This window comes from Caulobacter sp. SLTY (assembly GCF_009905535.1).
Taxonomy (GTDB): Bacteria; Pseudomonadota; Alphaproteobacteria; order Caulobacterales; family Caulobacteraceae; genus Caulobacter.
The window spans coordinates 104,437-127,496 of sequence record NZ_JAAALA010000004.1 but is presented as its reverse complement, the minus strand read 5'-3'; the positions used below and the strand labels follow the sequence as shown (position 1 = coordinate 127,496).

24 protein-coding genes are annotated in these 23,060 nt (G+C 69.3%); 4 read left to right on the top strand and 20 right to left on the bottom strand.

The window, feature by feature from the left end; genetic code table 11:
* Position 1: 1 nt before the first annotated feature.
* From GVN21_RS03635 to ccoN, 11 genes are all read right to left on the bottom strand, one after another.
* The gene (locus tag GVN21_RS03635) at positions 2-1,051 is read right to left on the bottom strand and encodes a sugar phosphate isomerase/epimerase (RefSeq protein ID WP_166573348.1); all 1,050 of its coding nucleotides are present in this window, start codon (positions 1,049-1,051) and stop codon (positions 2-4) included.
* A 202-nt stretch (positions 1,052-1,253) separates the two neighbouring features.
* Entirely contained in the window at positions 1,254-1,904 is a 651-nt protein-coding gene (locus GVN21_RS03630; RefSeq protein ID WP_166573347.1) for an OmpW family outer membrane protein, read from the bottom strand.
* 91 nt (positions 1,905-1,995) lie between these two features.
* On the bottom strand, positions 1,996-3,384 hold the full coding sequence (gene hemN / locus GVN21_RS03625; RefSeq protein WP_166573346.1) for an oxygen-independent coproporphyrinogen III oxidase: 1,389 nt from the start codon (positions 3,382-3,384) through the stop codon (positions 1,996-1,998).
* Between the two features lie 90 nt (positions 3,385-3,474).
* Positions 3,475-3,627 (bottom strand): cbb3-type cytochrome oxidase assembly protein CcoS, encoded by a 153-nt coding sequence (gene ccoS, locus GVN21_RS03620; protein WP_166573345.1) that lies wholly within the window; start codon positions 3,625-3,627, stop codon positions 3,475-3,477.
* Positions 3,624-5,798, bottom strand: coding sequence for a heavy metal translocating P-type ATPase (locus tag GVN21_RS03615; protein WP_166573344.1), 2,175 nt, complete (start codon positions 5,796-5,798; stop codon positions 3,624-3,626). The genes ccoS and GVN21_RS03615 overlap by 4 nt, the downstream gene beginning before the upstream one ends.
* The gene (locus GVN21_RS03610) at positions 5,795-6,286 is read right to left on the bottom strand and encodes a FixH family protein (RefSeq protein WP_166573343.1); all 492 of its coding nucleotides are present in this window, start codon (positions 6,284-6,286) and stop codon (positions 5,795-5,797) included. Before GVN21_RS03610 ends, GVN21_RS03615 begins: the two co-directional genes overlap by 4 nt.
* Positions 6,273-7,793: a cytochrome c oxidase accessory protein CcoG gene (gene ccoG / locus GVN21_RS03605; RefSeq protein WP_166573342.1), complete on the bottom strand. Its 1,521-nt coding sequence runs from the start codon at positions 7,791-7,793 to the stop codon at positions 6,273-6,275. Before ccoG ends, GVN21_RS03610 begins: the two co-directional genes overlap by 14 nt.
* On the bottom strand, positions 7,790-8,662 hold the full coding sequence (gene ccoP, locus GVN21_RS03600) for a cytochrome-c oxidase, cbb3-type subunit III (RefSeq protein WP_166573341.1): 873 nt from the start codon (positions 8,660-8,662) through the stop codon (positions 7,790-7,792). The genes ccoG and ccoP overlap by 4 nt, the downstream gene beginning before the upstream one ends.
* A complete protein-coding gene (locus GVN21_RS03595; protein WP_166573340.1) occupies positions 8,659-8,814 on the bottom strand; it encodes a cbb3-type cytochrome c oxidase subunit 3 in 156 nt (51 codons plus the stop codon). Before GVN21_RS03595 ends, ccoP begins: the two co-directional genes overlap by 4 nt.
* Before the next feature lie 11 nt (positions 8,815-8,825).
* Positions 8,826-9,569, bottom strand: coding sequence for a cytochrome-c oxidase, cbb3-type subunit II (gene ccoO, locus GVN21_RS03590; RefSeq protein ID WP_166573339.1), 744 nt, complete (start codon positions 9,567-9,569; stop codon positions 8,826-8,828).
* 14 nt (positions 9,570-9,583) lie between these two features.
* Entirely contained in the window at positions 9,584-11,236 is a 1,653-nt protein-coding gene (gene ccoN / locus GVN21_RS03585; RefSeq protein WP_166573338.1) for a cytochrome-c oxidase, cbb3-type subunit I, read from the bottom strand.
* 116 nt (positions 11,237-11,352) lie between these two features.
* Here ccoN and GVN21_RS03580 point away from each other — a divergent pair, with 116 nt between their 5' ends.
* Entirely contained in the window at positions 11,353-11,601 is a 249-nt protein-coding gene (locus GVN21_RS03580; RefSeq protein WP_166573337.1) for a hypothetical protein, read from the top strand.
* A gap of 88 nt (positions 11,602-11,689) precedes the next feature.
* Here the strand turns inward: GVN21_RS03580 and GVN21_RS03575 are convergent, their stop codons facing one another.
* From GVN21_RS03575 to GVN21_RS03560, 4 genes are all read right to left on the bottom strand, one after another.
* Positions 11,690-12,085: a cupin domain-containing protein gene (locus tag GVN21_RS03575; protein ID WP_166573336.1), complete on the bottom strand. Its 396-nt coding sequence runs from the start codon at positions 12,083-12,085 to the stop codon at positions 11,690-11,692.
* 88 nt (positions 12,086-12,173) lie between these two features.
* Entirely contained in the window at positions 12,174-12,755 is a 582-nt protein-coding gene (locus GVN21_RS03570; RefSeq protein WP_166573335.1) for an NAD(P)H-dependent oxidoreductase, read from the bottom strand.
* 9 nt (positions 12,756-12,764) lie between these two features.
* Positions 12,765-13,601, bottom strand: a complete 837-nt coding sequence (locus GVN21_RS03565; RefSeq protein WP_166573334.1) for a universal stress protein — start codon at positions 13,599-13,601, stop codon at positions 12,765-12,767.
* 25 nt (positions 13,602-13,626) lie between these two features.
* Positions 13,627-13,992 (bottom strand): c-type cytochrome, encoded by a 366-nt coding sequence (locus GVN21_RS03560; protein WP_166573333.1) that lies wholly within the window; start codon positions 13,990-13,992, stop codon positions 13,627-13,629.
* Between the two features lie 215 nt (positions 13,993-14,207).
* Between GVN21_RS03560 and GVN21_RS03555 the strand changes: the two genes are divergently transcribed.
* Positions 14,208-15,281 (top strand): NAD(P)-dependent alcohol dehydrogenase, encoded by a 1,074-nt coding sequence (locus GVN21_RS03555; RefSeq protein WP_166573332.1) that lies wholly within the window; start codon positions 14,208-14,210, stop codon positions 15,279-15,281.
* An 87-nt stretch (positions 15,282-15,368) separates the two neighbouring features.
* Here GVN21_RS03555 and GVN21_RS03550 read toward each other — a convergent pair whose 3' ends face one another.
* Genes GVN21_RS03550 through GVN21_RS03540 form a run of 3 tightly spaced genes read right to left on the bottom strand, consistent with a single transcriptional unit; the run spans position 15,369 to position 17,807 of the window.
* Positions 15,369-15,677: a hypothetical protein gene (locus GVN21_RS03550; RefSeq protein ID WP_166573331.1), complete on the bottom strand. Its 309-nt coding sequence runs from the start codon at positions 15,675-15,677 to the stop codon at positions 15,369-15,371.
* A gap of 29 nt (positions 15,678-15,706) precedes the next feature.
* Positions 15,707-17,338, bottom strand: coding sequence for an MBL fold metallo-hydrolase (locus tag GVN21_RS03545; RefSeq protein ID WP_166573330.1), 1,632 nt, complete (start codon positions 17,336-17,338; stop codon positions 15,707-15,709).
* A gap of 37 nt (positions 17,339-17,375) precedes the next feature.
* A complete protein-coding gene (locus GVN21_RS03540) occupies positions 17,376-17,807 on the bottom strand; it encodes a host attachment protein (protein WP_276608479.1) in 432 nt (143 codons plus the stop codon).
* Positions 17,808-18,008: 201 nt separating this feature from the next.
* Here GVN21_RS03540 and GVN21_RS03535 point away from each other — a divergent pair, with 201 nt between their 5' ends.
* Positions 18,009-18,662 (top strand): helix-turn-helix domain-containing protein, encoded by a 654-nt coding sequence (locus GVN21_RS03535; protein ID WP_166573328.1) that lies wholly within the window; start codon positions 18,009-18,011, stop codon positions 18,660-18,662.
* Positions 18,663-18,693: 31 nt separating this feature from the next.
* Here the strand turns inward: GVN21_RS03535 and GVN21_RS03530 are convergent, their stop codons facing one another.
* The gene (locus GVN21_RS03530) at positions 18,694-20,094 is read right to left on the bottom strand and encodes an AMP-binding protein (RefSeq protein WP_166573327.1); all 1,401 of its coding nucleotides are present in this window, start codon (positions 20,092-20,094) and stop codon (positions 18,694-18,696) included.
* Position 20,095: 1 nt separating this feature from the next.
* Entirely contained in the window at positions 20,096-22,141 is a 2,046-nt protein-coding gene (locus GVN21_RS03525; protein ID WP_166573326.1) for a Wzz/FepE/Etk N-terminal domain-containing protein, read from the bottom strand.
* Positions 22,142-22,321: 180 nt separating this feature from the next.
* Between GVN21_RS03525 and GVN21_RS03520 the strand changes: the two genes are divergently transcribed.
* Entirely contained in the window at positions 22,322-23,044 is a 723-nt protein-coding gene (locus GVN21_RS03520) for a polysaccharide biosynthesis/export family protein (RefSeq protein ID WP_166573325.1), read from the top strand.
* The last annotated feature ends 16 nt before the right edge of the window (positions 23,045-23,060 follow it).

The following is a 23,060-nucleotide window of genomic DNA, read 5'->3' as shown; positions in this document are numbered from 1 at the left end:
CCTAGCGGTCGAGGCCCAGCAGTCGGCGATTGGTCGCCGCATCGACGCCGGTGGCCACGAAATCGTCGAAACTCTTGCCCGTGACCTTGATGATGTGGTCGCGGATGAAGGTCGCGCCTTCCCGGGCCCCGTCCACCGGGTCCTTCAGGGCGCACTCCCATTCCAGCACCGCCCAGCCGCGATAGCCGTACTGGGCGAACTTCGAGAAGATGGCCTTGAAGTCGATCTGGCCGTCACCCAGCGACCGGAACCGTCCGGCCCGCTCCTTCCAGGGCGCGTACCCACTGTAGACGCCCTGCCGCCCCGTGGGCCGGAACTCGGCGTCCTTGACGTGAAACATCCGGATCCGCTCGTGGTAGAGGTCGATGTATTCGAGATAATCGAGCTGCTGCAGCAGGAAGTGGCTGGGATCGTAGAGCAGGCAGGCGCGAGGATGGTGATCCACGCGGTCCCAGAACATCTCCACGGTCGTCCCGTCGAACAGGTCTTCGCTCGGGTGGATCTCGTAGCAAAGGTCGACCCCCGCCTCCTCGAAGGCGTCCAGGATCGGCCGCCAGCGCCGGGCCAGCTCGTCGAACGCCTCTTCGATGAGGCCGGCCGGACGCTGCGGATAGGGATAGAGATAGGGCCACGCCAGGGAGCCCGAAAAGGTGACATGGGCATCCAGCCCCATCCGGCGTGAGGCCTTGGCCCCCAGCAGAACCTGCTCCACCGCCCAGGCCTGCCGCGCCGCCGGATTGCCGCGCACTCGGGCGGGGGCGGAGCCGTCGAACATCTCGTCATAGGCCGGATGCACCGCCACCATCTGCCCCTGGGTGTGGGTCGACAGCTCCGACACCTCAAGCCCGGCGGCGGCCAGCACGCCCTTGACCTCGTCGCAATAAGCGTCGCTTTCGGCGGCGAGGGCCAGATCGAACAATCGCCGGTCCCAGGTCGGGATCTGCACGCCCTTGTAGCCAAGGTCGCCCGCCCAGCCCGCGATGGCCTCCAGGCTGTTGAACGGCGGTTCGTCTCCGGCGAACTGCGCCAGGAAAATGGCCGGGCCCTTCATGCATCCTCCCTCGAGGGGCCGCCTGCATCGGGCTGCCCATCCCTTGTTCCCCCGAAGCTAGCATGCACGGAGGCTTTGGCGAGCGGCTGTTCGCCCAAGCCGAGGAACGTCAAGGGTCTCGATCGAGGAAGCCCTGGCCGAGGTCGCGCCGGAGAACGGTGCGGGCGTGACCGCCCGCACCGCCGGCCAGGCCGGCCCGGCCTCAGAACCGCCGGGTGACGCCGACGGAGAGGACCCAGGGGTCCAGAGTGACGTCGGATTTGAGCGCGCCGTTGTTGATGTCCGCGTCGGTCTCGAAGAACACCTTCTTGGCGTCCAGGTTGAGCGACCAGTCGCCCTTCAGGGCGACATCGACCCCCGCCTGCAGGGCGTAGCCGATGCCGTCCTCGACATCGACCTTGAAGCCGCCCTTGTCTTCGCCGCCGTAGAAGATCATGCCGTTCAGCCCTGCGCCGACGTACGGGCTGACCCGGCCCTTGGGGTTGAAGTGGTATTGCACGGCGACCACCGGCGGGATCACCCAAGTGTCGTGGACGCGGACCGAGCCGGCGGGGCCCTTGGCGCTGATCTCATGCTTGCTGGTCCCCAGGATCGCCTCGACGGCGATGTGATCGGTGACGAAGTAGGTGAAGCCGAGGGTGGGGACGACATAGTCGCTGACCTCGACGTCGAGGCCGGTGTCGACGCCGGCGGCGGTGCGGATGTCGCCCGACGCGTCCGGGGCGACATCGCTGACCCGGGCGGTGACCAGCCAGGTCCCCTTTTCCTTCGGCGTGAATTCCTGCGCCAACGCGGGGCTGGCAACGGCTGTGAGGAGCAGGCCGGCGGCGGCCAGGGCGGTGTGTCTGATCATGGCTATCCCCTTTTTGTCGGCCTCACTGGGAGGCGTGGGGATCATGGTCCGTCGGCGACCGTCCGGCTTTGATAGGGGTCAAACCTGGGTGTTACAGAGCCTTGGCGTGGCGGCCCGCCGCGCCGTCGAGATAGCGGTCGAAGGCGGCGCACACTGAACGAACGACCGGCCGGCCGTCCTGAGTGACCCCCAGCCGCTGGTCGACGAGGACCACCAGGCCGTCTTCGAGCAGCGGGGCCAGGTCGGCCAGCGCCGGGGCCAGGTCCTGGTAGGGCCTGGCATGCCGGGCGCAGACCGCGGCGAGGTCCACGGCCAGGTCGCACATCAACCGCTCGATGATCTCGCCGCGAAACCGGTCGTCGTCGGTCAGGGCGACGCCGCGCGCGACGGGCAGGTCGCCTGCCGCGACGGCCTGGCGCCAGGCCAGCTCCCGTCCCTGATTCTGGATGAAGCCTTGGGGCAGGCGGCCGATGGCGGAGGCGCCGAGGCCGATCAGGGTGTCGGCCCCGTCGGTGGTGTAGCCCTGGAAATTGCGGTGGAGGCGCCCTACCCGCTGGGCGATGGCGAGGTCGTCGGTGGGCAGGGCGAAGTGGTCGAGGCCGATGCGGACGTAACCCTCGACGGCCAGCAGCTCGGCGGCGGCCTCGCTCTGGTCGAGCCGCTCGGCGGGCCCGGGAAGCAGGGCCTCGTCGATCAGCTGCTGGTGGCTCTTCATCCAGGGGACGTGGGCGTAGCCGAACAGGGCCAGGCGCTCGGGCCGGAGGGTTAGGACTTGTCGCAAGGTGGTCAGGACATCGGCCTGTGTCTGGCGGGGCAGGCCGTACATCAGGTCGAGATTCAGGGACCGAACCCCGACTTCTCGCAGCCACCCGGCGGCGCGGGCGACGACCTCGAAGGGCTCGATGCGGTTCACCGCCCGCTGCACCGCAGGGGAGAGGTCCTGCACGCCCAGGCTGGCGCGGTTGAGGCCGTGATGGGCGGCGGCAAGGACCCATTCGCGGGTAAGGACCGCCGGGTCCAGCTCGGCCGCCACCTCCAGCGCCGGCGGAAACTGGAAGACCCGGCGCAGGGCCTCGAACAGCCGGCTCATGTCGTCCCGCGACAGCAGGTTGGGGGTCCCCCCGCCCAGGTGCAGCGCTCGCGCCGGCAGGCGAGCCGGCAGCGCCGCCTCCAGCAGGGCCAGTTCGTCGATCAGGCCATCGACATAGCGGCTGACCGGCTCTGGCCGGTTCACCGCCCGCGTATTGCAGCCGCAGTACCAGCAGAGCCGGGCGCAGAACGGCAGGTGGACGTAGAGCGACACCGCCTCCGCCGCCGGCAGGGCCGCCAGCCAGCCCCGATAAACGCCGGCGTCGACCGCCTCGGTGAACTGCACCGCCGTCGGATAGCTGGTGTAGCGCGGCGCCCGGCCGCTGAAGCGCTCGACCAGACCGCGCCGGTCGAGCGGGGCCGGGGCGGCGGAGAGTGCGGGAACGGCCATGGCGGGACTCCGGAAGCGTGGATGTCCCGCATGACGCGCCGAAAGCGACCCGGCCTTGATCGAGGTCAATCCGCCGCCGTGCGCCGCGCGTCAGGGCGCGCTGTCGTGGGCGTCGTCGAGGATGCGGGCGGCGTCGCCCCTGGGGTCCTCGTACTGGCCGGCCCGAACGGTCCACCAGAAGCCGCCGAGACCGATCAGGGCCAGGCCGACGGAGATCGGGGCCAGCAGCAGCAGGATGGTCATCGCGAGGGTCCTCCCGCCCAGCTCATCCGCAGGGCATTGAGCATCACCACCAGGGATGACCCGGACATGGCAATCGCGGCGACGAAGGGGTTGACCAGGCCCAGCACCGCGGCGGGGGCGGCAACGAGATTATAGAGCGCCGAGAAGGCGAAGTTCTCCATCGCCCGGGCGCGCGCCGCGCGGGCGACCCGGATCGCCTGGGCGACGGCGGCGAGGTCGCCATTGAGAAACACCAGATCGGCGGCGTTCTGGCTGGCGTCCAGAGCCGTGCCCGGCGCCATCGAGGCGTGGGCCAGGGCCAGGGCTGCGGCGTCGTTGAGGCCGTCGCCGACCATCAGCACCTTGCGGCCCGTGCCCTGCAGCAGGGTCACCGCCGCAGACTTGTCGAAGGGGGTCAGTCCGGCGCGCCATTGGGTGACGCCGGCGGCCTTGGCCACCCGGCCGACAGGCGCCGGCAGGTCGCCCGACAGGATCTCGACGGTCAGTCCCAGACCGCGCAGGTCGGCGATGGCGCGGGCCGCGTCGGGGCGCACGGGATCGAAGAAGGTCAGCCGAACCTTGGTCGCGCCGTCGAAGCCGAACCACAGCTCGCTCTCGCCGCCCGGAGAGGGCGAGACACCGACGAATTCCGCCCGGCCCAGCCGTGCCCGGCGCCCGTCGATCAGCCCCTCGACCCCGAGGCCCGCGACCTCGACCACATCGGTCGCCACCCGCCCGGCGCCGGCCCGCTCGGCCAGGGCTCGGGCCAACGGATGGCGCGAGGCGCGCGCCAGCGGGGCGGCGGCGGAAATGACCGCGGGAAGGTAGCTCAGCAGCCGGGGGCGGCCCTCGGTCAGGACCCCGGTCTTGTCGAACACGACATGGTCGATCTCGGCCAGCCGCTCGAGGGCTGCACCGGACTTGACCAGCACCCCGCGCCGGAACAGTCGGCTGGAGGCGGCCACCTGCACCGCGGGCACGGCCAGGCCCAGGGCGCAGGGACAGGTCACGATCAGCACGGCGGCGGCCCGCAACAGGGCCTCGCGTGGGCCCAGCCCGAGCGCCCACCCGCCGACGAAAGCCGCCGCCGCCAGGGTATGGACGACGGGCACGTAGAGGGCGGCGGCCTTGTCGGCCAGGCGAACATAGGCGCCCCGGGCCTGGGCGCCGGCCTCCATCAGCCTGGCGATGGCCGCGACGGTGGAATCCTCGCTGCGGGCGATGGCGCGCAGGACCAGCCGTCCGGACAGGTTGAGGGCCCCCGCCTGGACGGCGGCGCCCGGCCCGGCCTGGACCGGAGCGGTCTCGCCGGAGACCAGGGCGTTGTCGATCTCAGAGGCGCCGGTCTCGATCACCGCATCGACCGGAATGCGGTCTCCCGGCGCGACGGCCAGCCGATCGCCGACCGCCACCTCGCCGACGGGAATGCCATGCTCGCGGCCGGCGGCGTCGAGGCGGACCGCGACCGGCGCCTGCAGCGCCAGTAGATCACGGGCCGCGCCCCGGGCGGCCGCCTTCAGGCGGTGATCCAGGTAGCGGCCGATCAGTAGCAGGAACAGCAGGGTGACGGCCGCGTCGAAATAGGCGTGGGCCCCGTGCTGCAAGGTCTCGGAGAAACTGACCGCCAGGGTCAGCAACACCCCGATCGAGATCGGCACGTCCATGTTGGCCTTGCCCCGCCGCAAGGCGCTCCAGGCCGAGCGGAAGAAGGGCATTCCAGCGAACAGGGCGCAGGGGGCGGCCACCAGTGCGGCCAGCCAGTACATGATCTCCCGCGTGGCCGGCGACAGCTCCTGGCCGAACAGGCCGGCCCAGGCGGGCACGGTGAACATCATCACGTTGCCGGCCCCGAAGGCGGCCACGCCGAGGGCCAGGACCAGCTCGCGACCCGCCCGGTCCTCGGCCGCCAGGGCCTGGGCCGGGTCGAACAGGCTGGCGCCATAGCCCATGGCCTCGACCGCCCGCTGGACGGCGGCCGGGTCGCCCTGGCCGGGCGCCAGGGTGACGGTCAGCTTGCCCGTGGTGAGGTTGAAGCGGCTGGCCGCCACGCCGGGCAGGGCAGCGACGCCGCGCTCGATCTTGCCCAGACAGGCGGCGCAGCGGGCGCCGCGCACCAGCAGCTCGAGCCGCCCCAGGCCGCCGGCGTCGCGGGCGATGAAGGCGCTGAGGTCGCCGACCGTCGCTTCGCTCATGGCGCGGTGATCCTGCGCTGGGCGCGGAACGGACCGGCGGGCCCGTCCAGCACCGCGGTCATGTCCCAGGCTCCGGCGCCAAGCGGCGTACGCGCGCGGTAAACGCCGTCGCCCGCCTCCCGGAACACCAGTTCCAAGCGTCCGCGATCCGTGGCGGGACGCTCGAACACGGCGGTGGGAGATAGGCCGGTCACCGGCGCGCCACCGCGGTCCTGGACCCGGATGACCAGCTCGCCTGTCTCCTCCAGCCCGGCATCGACCCGCCAGCCGAGTTCGACCTGGTGCTTCTGGTCCTGGAGCCGCTGGTTGAACGCCAACCCGGCTTCATAGGGGTTCTTGACGATCTGGCCGGAGAAGCTCTCGTAGGCCTTGACGATGAACAGCACGTCCACGGCGATCACGATCAGGAAGAACAGCGTCACCCCGGCCAGCACGTGCCAGCCGGTGATCCGAAAGCCCCCGGCGGGGGCGGCGTCAGTCGTCGGCATTGGCGGCTCCTGAAAGAAACACGGTCTCGACCTCGACGGCCGTTTCGCCGGACGTGAGATGGAAGGTCAGCGGCAGGCTGGGCGCGGTCAGGCTGCCGGCGGGCGCGGTGACGAAGACCCGCAGGGCGGTAACCTCGTTGGCGGCGGCGTCGACGGCCACCGGCGCGCCCGTCCGTGAGCCGGGGGTCCACACCCGGGCGCCCGGAACGCCGCTGACGGTGACTAGGAAGGTGCGGCCCTCGAACGCGCGGTTGGCGACCTTGAGGGTGTATCCATCACGCACCGAGCCGTCGCGCAGCCGCACGAAGGTCGGGTTACGGTCGCGAAGGGCGTGGGCCTCCACCGGGCTGCGGTTGGCCAGGCCCCAGACCATCAGGGCCGAAAGCAGACTGAGCAGCACGGCGTAGAAGAGCGTCCGGGAGCGCAGGAACCGGTATGTCGCCTTCCGGCCCTGGGACCGGTCAAGCACGGCGGCGTCGGTGTCGTAGGCGATCAGGCCGCGTGGCCGGTCGACCTTGGCCATCATCTCATTGCAGGCGTCGATGCACAGGCCGCAGTTGATGCATTCGAGCTGAGCGCCGTCGCGGATGTCGATGCCCATCGGACAGACCACGACGCACTGGTTGCAGTCGATGCAGTCGCCCCGTCCTTCCCAGCCGGCGCCCTTCTTGTGAGGGCCTCGGGGCTCGCCCCGGTCGTAGCGGTAGGTGACCTGCAGGGACTGTTTGTCCAGCATCGCGCCCTGGATGCGCGGCCAGGGGCACATGTAGGTGCAGACCTGTTCCCGCATCGTCCCGGCCAGGACGTAGGTGGTGGCCGTCAGCAGGGCGCAGGAGACATAGGCGGTGAGCGCCCCCTGGCCGATCCAGAAGGTGCGTATCAGGGTCGGCGCGTCATGGAAGTAGAAGATCCAGGCGCCGCCGGTGCCGAACGCGATGCCCAGCCAGACGGCGTGCTTGCCCAGCTTTCGCCAGGCCTTGTCGAAGCTCCAGGGCGCGGCGTCCAGCTTCATGCGGGCGTTCCGATCGCCCTCGAACCGCCGCTCGACCATCAGGAAAAGGTCGGTCCAGACCGTCTGGGGACAGGCGTAGCCGCACCACAGCCGGCCGAAAAGGGCGGTGGTCAGGAACAGGGCCAGGGCCGCCATCACCAGCAGGCCGGTGATGAAATAGACCTCCTGCGGCCAAAGCTGGATCCAGAAGAAGTAGAATCGGCCGCCTTCAAAATCGACCAGCACCGCCTGGTCCGGCAGGGCGCCGGGCCGCTCCCAGCGGATCCAGGGCGTGATGTAGTAGATGGCCAGCATCAGGCCCATCAGGGCCCATTTGAGCATCCGCCAGCGGCCGTTGACCCGTTTCGGATAGATCTGCGTGCGCGGCTTGTAGAGGTCGCCGCCGCCCTTGCCTGCCTGCTGACGGGCGCGGGCGGCGGCGGAGACCGGACCCGAGGCGCGGGGGGCCACGCCGTCGAGTGGGGGATCGCGGGTCCGGTCGATGACAACGGTCATTTGTCCTGGCCGCCCGCGTTGGCGTGGATGTAGACGGCCAGGGCCTTCAGGGTCTCGGGGCTGAACCGCTGACCCCAGGCAGGCATCACCCCGCCGCGGCCGGCGTGGATCTGGCCGGAGATGGCGGCGTGGTCGGAGCCGTACAGCCACTCGCCGTCGGTCAGGTCAGGGGCGCCCTGTTTGACGTCTCCTTGACCGGTCGCGCCATGACAGGAGGCGCACTGCTCGGCGAACAGCGGCGCGGCGCGGGCCGCCGCCGCCCGATCGGCCTTGCCGCCGGAAATGGCGACAACATACTCGGTCAGGTCGGCGATCTTGGCCTGGTCCAGCATGCCGTCGCGGCCGAAGGCGGGCATCTGCGACACACGGGTGTCGGCATGGCCCGAGCGCACCCCGACCGTCAGGGTGTGGTGGATGTCCTCCAGCGAACCGCCCCACAGCCAGACGTCGTCCCGCAGGTTGGGATAGCCCCGGGCCCCGGCGCCGCCGGCCCCATGGCAGGTGGCGCAGTTGTCGCCGAACACCGACTGCCCGACCTGAAGGGCGTAGGCCTGCAGCTGGGGATCGGCTTCGATCTGCTGCAGGCTGGCGCCGCGCAGCACGGCGGCGCCCTTGCCCCGCTGGCGTTCGAGGTCCTTCAGAGCCTTGGCGACCTCGGCGCGGTCGGACTGGCCGAGCAGGCCGCGGGTGTGGCCGGCCAGGCCGGGCCAGGCGGGCATCACCACCCAGTAGCCGATGCTGAACAGGATGCAGGCGTAGAATACCCATAGCCACCAGCGCGGCAGGGGATTGTCCAGTTCGCGGATGCCGTCCCACTCATGGCCGGTGGTGTCGGTCCCGGTGATTTCGTCCTTGTGGGGACCGCTCATAGGTCTTCCTCCTCGAGGGGCAGGCGCGCGGCGGCGCGGTAGGTGTCGCGGTGGCGGGGCAGCAGCGCCCAGACCGAACCGGCGAGGAAGATCAGGCCGAAGTAGACGAGCCCGAACTGCTGGGCGAAGCGGGCGACGGTTTCGTAGGTCACGGCCCCGCCCCCTATCGCCGGTTGGCCGGATCGCCGGCCTTGTAGGTCTGGAAGTCGACGCCGGTCCCCAGCATCTGCAGGTAAGCCACCAGGGCGTCCATTTCGGTCAGGCGGTCGGGATCGCCATCGAAGTCGCGGTTGACCACCTTCGCGCCGTAGCGACGACGCAGGTCGAGCGCATCGGTGGAGAAGGGATCAGCCTGGGCCTGGGCGTCGGTGAGGGCGGCGTCGATGTCCTCCTGGCTGTAGGGCACGCCAAGCGCCGTCATGGCCTTCAGCTTGGCCTTGAGATCGACCGTGCGCAGGTCCTTGTGGGCCAGGAAGGCGTAGGGCGGCATCACCGATTCCGGCACCACCGAGCGCGGATCCTTCAGGTGGTCCGTGTGCCAGGCGTCGCTGTACTTGCCGCCGACCCGGGCCAGGTCCGGCCCCGTGCGCTTTGACCCCCATTGGAAGGGGTGGTCGTACATGCTCTCCGCGGCCAGGCTATAGGGGCCATAGCGCTCGACCTCGTCACGCAGGGGCCGAACCATCTGGGAGTGGCAGACGTAGCAGCCCTCGCGGATGTAGATGTCGCGGCCGGCCAGCTCCAGCGGGGTGTAGGGGCGGACGCCCTCGACCTTCTCCACCGTGCTCTGCAGCCAGAACAGCGGGGCGATCTCGACAAGCCCGCCGATCGAGACGACCACCAGGATGCCGATGACCAGGATGAGCGAGTGACGCTCGAACTTGCCGTGGTGTTTCCAGAGTTTCATGTCGGCCCCTCCCCTTACGCGGCCACGGGGGCGGGGAGCGCGGCCGGGGTCGCCTCCGCGCCCTGGACGGACGGCATGCGAACCGTGCGCCACAGGTTGTAGATCATGATCAGCGTGCCGCTCAGGAACATCAGGCCGCCGACGGTGCGGATGATGTTCTCGATGTGCTTGGCGGAGACGGTCTCGATGAAGCTGTAGGCCAGGTAGCCTTCAGGCGTGTAGGCGCGCCACATCAGGCCTTCCATGATGCCCGACACCCACATGGCGCAGATGTAGAGAACGATGCCGGTGGTCGCGATCCAGAAGTGCCACTCGACCAGGGCGTTGGAGAACAACCGCTCCTTCTTCCACAGCCAGGGGACCAGGCAGTAGATCGCCCCGAAGCTGATGAAGCCGACCCAGCCCAGCGCGCCGCTGTGCACATGGCCGATGGTCCAGTCGGTGTAGTGCGACAGGGCGTTGACCGCCCGGATCGACATCACCGGCCCCTCGAAGGTGCTCATCCCGTAGAAGGCGATGGCCACGACCATCATCCGGACCACCGGGTCGGTGCGCAGCTTGTCCCAGGCCCCCGACAGGGTCATCAGCCCGTTGATCATCCCACCCCAGCTGGGCATCCACAGCATGATCGAGAAGGTCATGCCCAGGGTCTGCGCCCACTGCGGCAGCGCCGTGTAGTGGAGGTGGTGCGGGCCGGCCCAGATGTAGATGAAGATGAGCGACCAGAAGTGCACGATCGACAGGCGGTAGCTGTAGACCGGCCGGTCCACCCGCTTGGGCACGAAGTAGTACATCATCCCCAGGAAACCGGCGGTCAGGAAGAAGCCGACGGCGTTGTGGCCGTACCACCACTGGGTCAGGGCGTCCTGCACCCCGGCGAACAGCGAATAGCTGCGGCTGTTCAGCAGGCCGATCGGCAGGCTGAGGTTGTTGACCACATGCAGCAGGGCCACGGTGACGATGAAGGCCAGGTAGAACCAGTTGGCCACATAGATGTGGGGTTCCTTGCGCTTCCAGATCGTCCCCAGGAAGACCAGCAGGTAGGCGACCCAGACGATGGTCAGCCAGATGTCGATGTACCACTCGGGTTCGGCGTACTCCTTCGACTGGGTGACCCCGGCCAGGTAGCCGGTGGCCGCCAGGACGATGAACAGCTGGTAGCCCCAGAAGACGAACCAGGGCGCGATGCCGCCGGCCAGCCGCGCCCTGCAGGTGCGCTGGACCACCCAGAAGCTGGTGGCGATCAGGGCGTTGCCCCCGAAAGCGAAGATGACCCCGGAGGTATGCAGAGGCCGCAAGCGGCCGAAGTTCAGCCAGCCGGCCTCCGGGAAGTAGAAGATCGTCGGCCAGCTGAGCTGGGCGGCGATGACCACCCCGACCAGCATGCCGACCGCCCCCCAGAACATGGTTGCTATGACACCGGCGCGGATGACGCCGTCCATGTAGCGGTCCGGCTCGTCGCGCAGCTGCTCGCCGCTGATGCCGGCGGTGAGGGCGAAGCCGCCCAGCACCGCCGCCGCGACGAAGATGAAACTGTGTATGCGGAACAGCGGATCGTCCGTCATGCCTGCGACGACGGCCATGATCAGCCCGCCGATGATCAGCAGGGCCAGGAGAAGCATGGCGCCCGGCGCGGGCCGGTAGCGATCCAGAAGGGCAGTGGACATGGAAGAATCCCCGAAAGCTCGCGGCTTCTTCGGGCCTGGCGGAGGGGGTCGCCTTGATCTGAATCAAGGCGACCGGCGTGGGCGTCGGCAGAGTGGCGACAAACGAGGACAGTCTCATGCCGCGCGTCATCACCCGCCCCCAGGTCACGGCCAGCGATATGCTGGAACTGGCGACCGGCCTGTTCGCCATCACGGCAGGGGTGTTGTGGGCCTGGGTCTACATGGTCACGGAGGGTGCGCCTGAGCTTTGCACCACGACGCCGCGACTGCTGGCCCATTGCCCGCTGTGCTATCCTGCGGCCTTCGCCACCCTGGCTGCCCTGATGAGCGGCGGGATGCTCCTGCGCCGGCGGTTGTCGGCCTGATCCACACCCTCCAGGCGGTGAACCCCACTCCCGCGGGCGTCCGCCCTGCCCGTCCCTGGCCGCGGCGGCTTACTCACCCTGAGCGGTCCTATTCGGACCGACGGCCATCGAAGGATTCAGGGGCGCGGGCCGCGTCGGCAAGGCTATCGTGCACCACGCCGTCGCGATGCTCTGGCGGGCCGTAGAGGGTGTAGAACTTCAGCGGCTCGTCGCCGGTATTGACGATGTTGTGCCGCGAGCCGGCCGGCGCCAGCACCACATGGTCATCCTCGACCGCCGTGCGGATCCCGTCGATGATGACCGCCCCCCTGCCGTCGATGAACTGGAAGAACTGGTCGTGCTCGAGATGCGTCTCCAGCCCGATCTCCTCACCCGGTAGCAGGCGCATGATCACCAGCTGCAGGTAACGGCCGGTGTAGAGCACCCGGCGGAAGGCCTCGTTGGCGTCCGCGAGATCCTCGATGTCGTCGACGAACCCCTTCACGTCGCACTCCTTCCTGTCCGTTCGTCTCCATCTGGTCACCAACCGCCGGCCCCGCCTTGATCAGCGTCAAACCCCGGGCGGCGCGATCTCAGGCAGCCTTGGCGCCCAGCGTCTCGACGCGGTCCAGCCAGGCGCGGCGTCGCGCGGGGCTGGCGGTGGAGACACCGCCGAAGAAGGTGTCCCGCACCGGGCTGATCCCGGTCAGGCGAAGAATGCCGCGCTCGATGCTCATGACCCCCTGCCCTCCGAAGTAGAGCCGGTAGAGGGCGGCGGGCATGCCCATGGTGACGATCAGCCGGGCCGAGCGGCCCCCCAGTCTGGCGGACATTCCCTTCGCCTCGGTCTGGAAGCCGAACCCGCCGCGCATCAACTGTTCGAGCAACGCCTTCAGCTTGGCCGGCGCCCCGCCCAGCCAGAGTGGAAACACCAGCACAAGGTGCTCGGCCCAGTGGAGCTCCGCCTGCAGGGCGGCAAGGTGGGCCGGCGGGGCCGTGTCGAACTCGGCCTGCGAGGCCAGCAGGGGGACGTCCAGGCTGCCCAGGCAGACCCGCCGCACCTCGTGCCCGCAGGCCAGCGCACCCTTGGCGTAGGCCTCTGACAGGGCGGCGCACAGCCGGGCGGGGGCCGCGTCCGGGTGGCCGTTGATGATCAGGATACGACGCGTGTCCATGCGGCTGGCCTAGTGAGACAGCAGCAGGGGGATGGGCGGGGTCTCGATCATCTCGCGGCTGACACCGCCGAGGACCAGCTCCGCCAGACGGGGCCGGCCAAACAGCCCCATCACCAGAAGGTCGGAGTTCAGCGCGGCCGCCTGGCGGCGCAGCACCTCGCTGGCCGCGTCGTCCTGACTGCGGTCGAGGATGATATTGGCCTTGCAGCCATGGCGCTCCAGGTGCCGCTGAAGCAGGCCATCGGGCCCGCCGTCGCCCTTCGGCGAGACGATGACTACATCGACCTTCTCGGCCGCGATCAGCAACGGCCAGGCATCGCGCAGGGCGCGGGCGGACTCCCTCGAGCCATTCCAGGCCACCAGCACTCGGCGGCCGAAGTCCGGCGCGCAGCCCTCGTCGCCGACGACCAGCACCGGTCCGCCGGTCGCCATGGCCAGATCCCCCGCACCATAACGCCAGCGCGCCATGGTGACGGTGACCCTGGGCGGCAGCACCACCAGGTCGACCCGACGGGCGCAGGCCACCAGCGCGGTGTCGCTGTCTCCATCCACTGTCAGCCAGCTGGAAGCGACCCCGGCCTCGGCCGCGGCCGACTCGAAGAGCTCCCGCGCCGCTTCGGCGGCGGTCTCGACCGCCTTGGCATGGGACTTCAGCAGAGCCTCGATGTCCGGGGGAGACATGTAGGCGAGCGCCTCGGTGGCCATCATGTCGTGGAGGAAATCGGACCGCAAAAAGACGCCGGTCACCATCCCGCCGGATCGGCGGGCGAGGTCGGCGGCGGCCACCGCGCGGGGCCGGGCGGCGGGCGCCTCGTTCACCTGCACCAGGATGTCACGATAGGTCATGGGGTCGTTCTCCGTTTCGAAGCGATCAATCCAGGCTGTCGATGTAGGCGGCGAGAACCCGCAGCTCGGCTTGGTCGAGCCGCGCCGGCGGCATCTCGCCGTGCCCCAGGTCGGCGACCATCGTCAGGCTTTCATCCAATTTCGGCCCACTGAGCCGCGTGGCCAGCAGCCGGAACGGCGGGGCCATCGGGCGCGGACTGTCCCCGTTCGCCTCGACGGCGTGGCAGCCGGCGCACTCCCGCCGCGCCAGGACCAGGCCGCTTTCGGTGCGGACGTCCGGTCCGATCCCGACGTCGGGTTCGGGCGCAGCTCGCCCCCCGGCGACGCAGGCCGACACGAGGATCATGGCGGCCAGGCCCATCGGGACGGCGAGGTATCGGGCGTTGCGCATTCGTCGCCTCCGTGGCGCGGGGGTGCTCGTTCTGGGCATGGGGCGCGCCATTGCCGGCCTCGGCCTTGATCCGCGTCAATTCTTCCAATGAACGGGTCTGCTAAGCGGCGCGGCCTCCTGGCCCAAGGTCCCGACTTGATCCCGGTCAACGACGGCCTCGCGGCGGCTTCCTACACTGCGGTCGCCCGTGTTCCGCGGGCCAAGGGAGTTACGCCATGGCCATGATGAAGGCCGCCGTCTTCGCCGAACCGGGCCGGATCGTCCTGCAGGACAAACCCCTGCCCGACGTCGGTCCGCTGGACGCCCTCCTGAGGGTCACGACCACGACGATCTGTGGCACCGACGTCCACATCCTCAAGGGCGAATACCCCGTCGCCAAAGGCCTGACGGTCGGCCATGAGCCTGTCGGCGTTATCGAGAAGCTGGGCTCGTCCGTACGAGGCTACCGCGAGGGCCAGCGGGTGATCGCCGGGGCGATCACCCCCAGCGGATACTCTAACGCCTGCCTTTGCGGGCGCTGCAGCCAGGACGGTCCGGACTCGCCTCACGGATGGAAGCCGCTGGGCGGCTGGCGACTGGGCAACACCATCGATGGCTGCCAGGCCGAGTACGTCCTGATCCCGGACGCCATGACCAACCTCGCCCCGATTCCGGACGGGCTGACCGACGAGCAGGTGCTGATGTGCCCGGACATCATGTCGACCGGCTTCAGCGGAGCCGAGCGCGGCGGCATCAAGATCGGCGACAGCGTCGCCGTCTTCGCCCAGGGGCCCATCGGCCTCTGCGCCACCGCCGGGGCCAAGCTGCTGGGCGCTTCGACCATCATCGCGGTCGATCGGCTGCCGGCTCGCCTGGCCGTGGCGCGGCTCATGGGCGCGGATCACGTGGTGAACGCGGCCGATGGTGACCCGGTCGAGGCGATCCTGGCCCTGGCGGGCGGCCGGGGCGTCGATGTGGCGATCGAGGCCCTGGGAACCCAGGCCACTTTCGAGGCGGCCCTACGCGTCCTGCGGCCGGGTGGAACCCTGTCCAGCCTGGGCGTCTATTCATCGGACCTGACGCTGCCGCTGGGTCCATTCCTGGCAGGGCTGGGCGACCACACCATCGTCACGACCCTCTGTCCGGGCGGCAAGGAACGGATGCGACGGCTGATGGACGTCGTCGCCTCCGGTCGGGTGGATCTGGGCGCCATGGTCACCCACCGATTCCGGCTGGACGATATCGAGGCGGCCTACGAACTGTTCAGCCACCAGCGGGATGGTGTGCTGAAGGTGGCCATCACCCCTTAGCAACAACGAGCTCGCCCCGAGGAGTGAACTCCTCGGGGCGTTTCGCCGGCCGGTCTTGGGGGGAGTGGGGAGGCCGGCGGAACCTCGTCAGGCCTTGCGCCGCTGGGCCACGGCCAGGCCGATCAGCGCGGCGGCGGCAATCGCTGTGGCGATCCCGGCCGTGGCGGCCGGATGCTCGCGCGCTTCCTTTCCGGTCTTCTCGGCGAGGATTTTCGACTGAGCCTTGGCCTCGTCCAGCAGTTCGACCGCCGAATGGGCGAGAGTGGTCGCCGATTTCGACAGCGCGTCACCCGCATCCTCGCTCAGGTGTTTGACCATTTTTTTCAGATTGTGGACGACGTCGTCGAAGACTTCATCGATGTCGTGGGCGACTTCCTTGGCGATCGACTTGCTCATCTGCAGGATCTCCTTGCGCTGATGCGACGTCAGATTGCCGGAACCGGGCGGGACCCGCCTTGATCTGCGTCAACCGCCCCCTGCCCTAGCGCCTGAGCCAGTCGGCTCAGCAGGGCCTCCCGCGCCTTGTCATCCGGAGCCTGCTCCAGTGCCGCGTTGAGGGCCAGCAGGAAACCCGCGCGGTTGTTGTGCCAGTCGAGACGCGAAGCGGCCTCGGGCGCCAGGCGGCGGGACCCGGCCTGCTCGGTTTCAGCGCCGGCGCGCGTCAGCCGATAGCTGTCGTCCAGCGCCGGGATGATCAGCCGGTCGGCGGCGAAGCCTGCCGCCGCGAGCCGTCCGCTCAAACCCGTGGCCGCGAGGGGCTCGCCATGGACGATGAAGGTTGCGCCCTTGACCGGCTCGCGGGCCTTGGCCCAGGCGACAAGGCCAGTGGCGTCGGCATGGCCGGAGTAGGCGTCGAACATCCGCACCCGCGCCCGGACCCTCACCTCCTCGCCCTGGATGCTGACCCGCTCGGCGCCCTCGGCCAAGAGCCGGCCGAGCGAGCCGACGGCCTGGTAGCCGCTCAGCAGGACGGTGCATTCGCGCCGCCACAGGAGCCGCTTGAGATGCTTGCGGATACGGCCGGCGTCGCACATGCCGCTGGCCGCCATGATGATGTGCCAGCCCTTCAGCCGGTCCAGGGTGTCGCTTTCGGCGGGCTTGTTCAGGAAGCGCAGGTGCGGTGAGTGGCGCAGGGGCTCGAAGGGGTTTAGCCCTGTGGTGCGGTTCCAGCCGCGCTCCAGGAAGACGTCCGTCGCCCGGATCGCCAGGGGCGAGTCGAGGAAGACGTCTCCGGCCGGCGCCTCGCCGCTGTCCATCACCGCCAGGATGTCCATCAGCAGTTCCTGGCTGCGCTCAACGGCGAAGGCGGGAATCAGCAGGGGGCCGCCGGCCGCGTGGGCCTCGCGCAGCTCGGTGGCCAGGGCGCGGCGGCGGGAGGCGGGGTCGGTGGCGATGCGGTCGCGGTCGCCGTAGGTGGATTCGATGATCAGGTGGTCGAACCCGGCCGGCGCCTCCGGTTCGGCGACGAACTCGCTTCCGCCGGGACCAAGGTCACCGGAGAACAGCAGCGTCATGGGGCCATCCTCGCCGTCGATCTCAACCGCGATGGAGCCGGCCCCGAGGATGTGGCCGGCCGGCCACCAGGTCGCCCGTAGATCTCCGGCAATGACATCGGGCTCGCCGAACTTGACGGTCCTGAACTGCGGCATCAGCCGCTTGGCGTCCCGGGCCGTGTAGATCGGCTCAACCAGGGGCCGCCCCCGGCGCTGGTTGCGGCGGTTGAGGTCGTTGACCTCTCCCTCCTGGATGCCGCCGGAGTCCGCCAGCATGATCTCGCAAAGATCGCGGGTCGCCGCCGTGGTGTAGATCGGACCGGTGAACCCGGCCTTCATCAGCTTGGGCAGCAGGCCAGAATGGTCGATGTGGGCGTGGGTCAGCAGGACCGCGTCGATCCCGGACGCCTCGAAGGGGAAGTCGTCGTAGTTCAGCGCCTTGAGTGTCTTTGATCCCTGGAACATCCCGCAGTCGACCAGGACCCGGGCCTTCTCCGTTCGCAACTCGGCGCAGAAGCCGGTGACGCAGCCGGCCGCGCCGTGGAAGGTGATCGTCGGGGTCATGCACAAGCCCTTTTCGGTAAGCCGTCCCGGGGCGGGGTCAGGCGTTGATCCGGCGCAGGGCCCGCACGGCCTGCTGGATATCCGCCAGGCCGGCCGAGACCCGGTCATGCGGCTCGGACAGCACCAGCCGCTGCTTGAGTCCCTCGGGAAGATGACGTCGCAACACCCCCAGCGCCCTTGGCGCGGCAATCAGGATCAGTTGGTCGAAGCCATGGTGGCTGAAGACTTGCGAAATGTGCCTTGCGAGGCCGGTCAGGAAGTCGGTCGCGGCCTGGTCGCGCCGCGCGGCGTGGGCCGTGTGATCATGGACGCCGCCAACGGGGCCGGCCGTCATGGCGGCGACCCACTCGGGATGCTCGGTCAGCGGCCCGCCGAGGCGAGCTTCCTGGAACAGTCGGGCCTTGCGGCCGTCGGCGACGAGGATGAGGGTTCTGCCATCGAGGATCATGGTTTCGCTCCTTGGCCTCAATGTTGGCCAAGGCCGCGTTGGCCGTTGTGATCGAGATCAAAACCCCGATTCGGGCCGTGGGTTAGGAGGGCGGTGTCCCCTCGCGCAGAGCGCCCGGGCCGTAGGTACTTGTCCTTAAGCAGCGCCCCTTACGCGCAAGCCACGAATATCACCCCGTCGACATCGGCCTTAGCGATTGACCATCGCCAAGGGGAAACACCGATGACCGCCGCCAGCCTCAGCCCGTCTTCCGCCGCACCCGCCGCCCCTGTCGCCGACGCCTTCGGCCATATCGGCGTCCGCATGACCTTCGCCGCCGGCGAGGAGATCTACGTGCAGGATGAGGAAGCGGACATGATCTACCGGATCGTGCGCGGCGCGGTGCGGACCACCCGCCTGCTCAGCGACGGGCGCCGCCAGATCGGCGACTTCTACTTCGGCGGGGATCTGCTGGGGCTGGAGGCTGGCCCGGTCCACCGCTTTTCCGCCGAATCCCTGGGCGATTGCGAGATCATGGTGATCCGCAAGTCGGCGCTCAAACTTTACGGCGACGAAGGTTTGAAGATCGAGCGGCTGATCTGGTCGGAAACCGCGCGCGAACTCCAGCGCACCCAGGAACATGTCATGCTGCTCGGCCGCAAGTCGGCCTGCGAGAAGGTGGCGAGCTTCCTGCTCGACATGGCCAACCGCTTCCGCGGCGAGGTCGCCGAACTGCCGATGGGCCGCCAGGACATGGCCGACTATCTCGGCCTGACGATCGAGACGGTGTCGCGGATGGTGACCCAGCTGCAGGCTGACGGCCTGGTGCGGTTCTTGGGCTGCCGCCGGTTCGAGGTGCGGAACCGGCCGGGTCTGGCCTGCCTGGTGGACGCCTGACTCCTGGCGGCCTGCTGGCCCGCCCCTTCTGCTACTGGAACGTGCCCGCGTAGGCCTGGCGCAGCAGATTCTTCTGCACCTTGCCCATGGCGTTGCGAGGCAGCTCGTCCACCCAGATGACCCGCTTGGGTGTCTTGAAGGCGGCCAGGCTTTCCCGGGCCTTGGCGATCACCGCCGCCTCGTCACCCTGGCCGATGATCACCGCCACCACAGCCTCGCCGAAGTCGGGATGGGGCAGGCCGATCACCGCGCTTTCCACCACCCCGTCCAACTCGTCGAGCAGCATCTCGATCTCCTTGGGATAGACGTTGTAGCCGCCCGAGATGATCAGGTCCTTGGCCCGCCCGGAGATCCACACCCGCCCGTCGGCGTCCTGGCGCCCGACATCGCCGGTGATGAACCAGCCGTCGGCGGTGAAGTCCTCCGCCGTCTTGGCCGGGTTGCGCCAGTAGCCCTTGAAAACGCTGGGTCCGCGAATCTGGATGACCCCCGTCTCTCCCCCCTCGATGCGCAGCTCGACCCCCGGCAGGGGATAGCCGACGCTGCCCGCCAGCCGCTCGCCGTCCAGTGGGTTGGAGGTGATGATTACCGCCTCGCTCATTCCATAGCGCTCGAGAATCCGCTGGCCGGTCCGCGCCTCGAACTCGGCGAAGGTCGAGGTCAGCAGGGGGGCCGAGCCGGAGATGAACAGCCGCACGCCGGCCGTCTTGGCCGGGGTGAATTCGAGGCTGGCCAGCAGGCGGGTGTAGAAGGTCGGCACCCCCATCACGACCGTGGCCTGGTCCAGGCCAGCCAGCACCTGGGCCTCGTCGAACTTCGCCAGCCAGACCATCGACGCGCCGCTGAGGAACACGCAGTGCAAAGCCACGAACAGGCCGTGGACGTGGAAGATCGGCAGGGCGTGCAACAGCACGTCCCGCTCGGTGAAGCCCCACAGGGCGGTCAGCGCCCGGCCGTTGTCCAGCAGGGCGGCGTGGGTCAGCATCGCCCCCTTGGACCGCCCGGTGGTGCCGCTGGTGTAGATGATCGAGGCCAGATCGTCGGGGGCCCGCGCCGTGACCTCGACCACCGGCTCCAGTCCCGCCGCCTCGGCCGCCAGCGCGTCGGCGTCGCGGATGACCAGGCGGGGCTCGGCGTCCTCGATGAAATAGTCCAGCTCCGCCTCGGTGTAGGCGGTGTTCAGCGGCAGGAAGATCGCCCCGATCTTCAGCACCGCCAGATAGAGCATGACGGCTGCGACGCTTTTGGGCGCCTGCACCGCCACCCGGTCGTCCGGCATGACGCCCTTGGCGAGCAGCAGCCGTGCGATGCGCCCGGCGCCCGCTTCCAGATCGCCGTAGGAGACGAGGCCGCCGTCGGGCAGGCGGAAGCAGGGACGCGAGCGATCGGCGGGGAAGCCGGCCGCCAGACGGCCGTAGAGGTTCTGGTTCAATTCAAAGCCTCGAGTAGATGAACCTCGGGATATAGAAGCGCCGCTTGTTCAGGACGACGCCGAACACCACCCCGCCGGACGCCTCGATCCGGCGGATGACCTGCTCGGCCACCGGGGCACGGGTTTCCTCCGCCTCCACGACCAGCAGGGAGAGGTCGGACAGGGCCGACAACAGGATGCCGCTGGAAGACCGCTCGACCGCCGGGCAGTCGAGGATGATCAGCTCGAACTCCTGGCGCGCCTTGGCCAGGAAGGCCATCCAGCGGTCGTCCGAGACATGGGTGCTGGGATTGACCATCGGGTCGGTCAGATAGAGGGCCGAGCGATCGACCCGGTAGACGCCGCGCATCGCATCATGCCGGTCCAGCCGGGCGCCGCGCTGGTGCGCCTGCGCGGTCAGGCCCCGGCCCGCCCAGGGCTCGACATCGACCAGCAGCACCTTGCCGCCCTGCTGCGACCGCAGCATCGCCATGTCCAGCGCCAGGCTGCTGACCCCTTCGCCGGACACGGCGGAGACCCACTGGACCACTCCGCCCTTGCCCCCCGACAGGGCGCGCAGCAGCCGGTAGAGGACGTTCACGTCATCGGCGGTCATCCGCGCCGGGGTCGGACGCCAGAAGGGGGTGCGCGGCGGGTCTTCTGGGCCGTGCGGCACGGTGACCACCACCGGCAGGTCCAGCCTGTCCTCGGTGTCGCTGGGCGAGACCATCACCTGGCTGGTCGCGGCGGAAATGACGATCACCGCCAGGGCGGCGGCCAAGCCGACCAGCACCCCGACCGCCAGGATGATCATCCGGCCCGTCCGGCCCTTGAACGGCGGCTGGGCCCGCTCGACGATCCGCACATTGGCCTGGCTGCCGGCCAGGGCCTGGCGCAGGCGAACGTCCTCGGAGCGGCGGGCGACGTCCTGGTAGCTGCCCTCGATCACCGCGCGGGTGCGCAACAGTTCGCGGTACTCCGGGCCGATATCGATGAGTTCGCTCAGGCGCGCGCCGTTCTCGTTCAACGCCTGGACGATGCGGTCGCGGCCGGCGGCCAGACCCGCCCCTTCTCCGCGCGCGGTGCTCAGCTGGGTGTCGAGGTCCTGATAGACCGGGTTGGCGCCCTGGCGGACCAGGCTGCTCTCCTGCGGCGGGGCGGCGGCGATGGCCGCCTGCATCCCGGCGATCTGGCGGTCCAGCTCGACGACCAGGGGATGCCCGTCCCGGTAGCGGGCCGCGGCCTGGCGGCGCTGTTCCTTCACCGTCTCGAGGCTGTTGGTCATGGCTTCGACCTGTTGCGAGCGGGTCCAGTCGGTATTGAGCGTCACGGTCGGCGGGGTGCGGCGCAGGTCGGCGCCCAGGCGTTTTTCCCGCCCGCCGGCCTCGGAAATCTGCCGGTCGACGCTGGCCAGCTGGCCGATCAGTTCGGTCTGGCGCGTCTGGACGGTGATGAGTTCCTGGTTGTAGTCGCCGATGCCGTGCTCGGCGGACAGGGTCACGATCCGCCCCTCGACATCGACCAGCCGGCCCTTGAGGTCCGCCTCCTGCTCGATCACCGCCTTGACGTCGGACCGCTCGAAGATCTCGCGCCGGCGTTTGACGTAGAGATCGACCAGGGCGTTGAGCAGCTCGGCGGCGACCTGCGGGTCGTCGTGGCGCAGCCGCATCTCGATGACGTTCGAGGCCGGCACGTTCTCGATGCGCAGGCTTTTGCCTAGCTGTTCGAGCGCCTGCTCCATGGCCCGTGGGCCGGCCCCGGCGGCGGGGTGGAAGCGGCGCAGGCCCACGGCCTCGATGGCCTGCTGCTGCAGGTCCTTGGAGCGCAGGATCTCCATTTCGGCGGCGACGATCTGGGCCCGGTCGAAGACCTGGCTGACCCCGCCGGTCACCCGGCTGCCCTCGAAGACATAGTCCTCGCCCGGCAGGATCAGCAGCCGCGTCTGGCTGGTGTAGACCGGCTTGGCCAGGGCGGCGACAGCGATCGCCAGGACGATGGGGATGAGCAGGGCCAGAAAGGCCGGGCGCCAGTAGTAGAAGGCCGGCGTCAAGAGGTCGCGGGACGTCACCCTGCCTCGGGGCGGGCCGCGGGATCGACCGATATCGTTCGGGCTCGGATCGGTCAAAAGACGCTCAGGCTCAATTGCGGCCCGCACGAGATGCGCCATCGACAAGACGACAGAATCAGGCGGATCAGGTGAAGATAGCAGATGGACTCCGTCCCGACTCGGCCCCGCAGAGTAGATATGATGTCGCTGTCACGCTCTTCCGCTCCGCTCTTCGCCGGCCTCCTGCTTCTGCTCGCCGCGATCGGCGGCTGCGCCAGCCAGGCAGCGCCGCGCCAGGCCGCCGCCGTCCAATCCTCGGAGCCCTGGGTCGACGAGGACTTCCGCTATCGGATCATGCCGGGCGATGAGCTGGTTCTGAATTTTCTGGTCAATCCGGACATGAACACCCGGGTCGTTGTCGGCCCCGACGGGCGCGGCGTCTTCCCCCTGGTGTCGGGCGTCATGGTCGCCGGCCGCACCCCCGAGGAGGCCAGCCGGCAGCTGACCACGGCCTATGGCGCGGTGCTGCGCAACCCGCAGGTCGAGACCCTGATCGGGACCTACGGCGCCTCGCAGATCTACGTCGCCGGCGAGGTCCGCACGCCGGGCGTCCATCCGATCCGCGGCCAGATCAACGCCGCCCAGGCCATCGCCTCGGCCGGCGGCTTCCTGGAGACGGCGCGCACCGGCAAGGTCGTGGTGCTGCGCCGCCGGGCCCGCGACAACCACCTGCTGGTGCGGGAGGTGGACGTCCGCGCCCTGCTGAAGGGCGAGGGCCGGGACGACTTCCAGATCATCCCAGGCGACCTGATCTTCGTGCCGCGCAGCGGGGTGGCCGAGGCCAACCTTTTCATCCGCCAGTATGTGACCGGCCTGATCCCCTTCAGCTTCAGCTACAATTTCGACCTCAATCGTAACCAATGACGGGCAGGATGCCGGG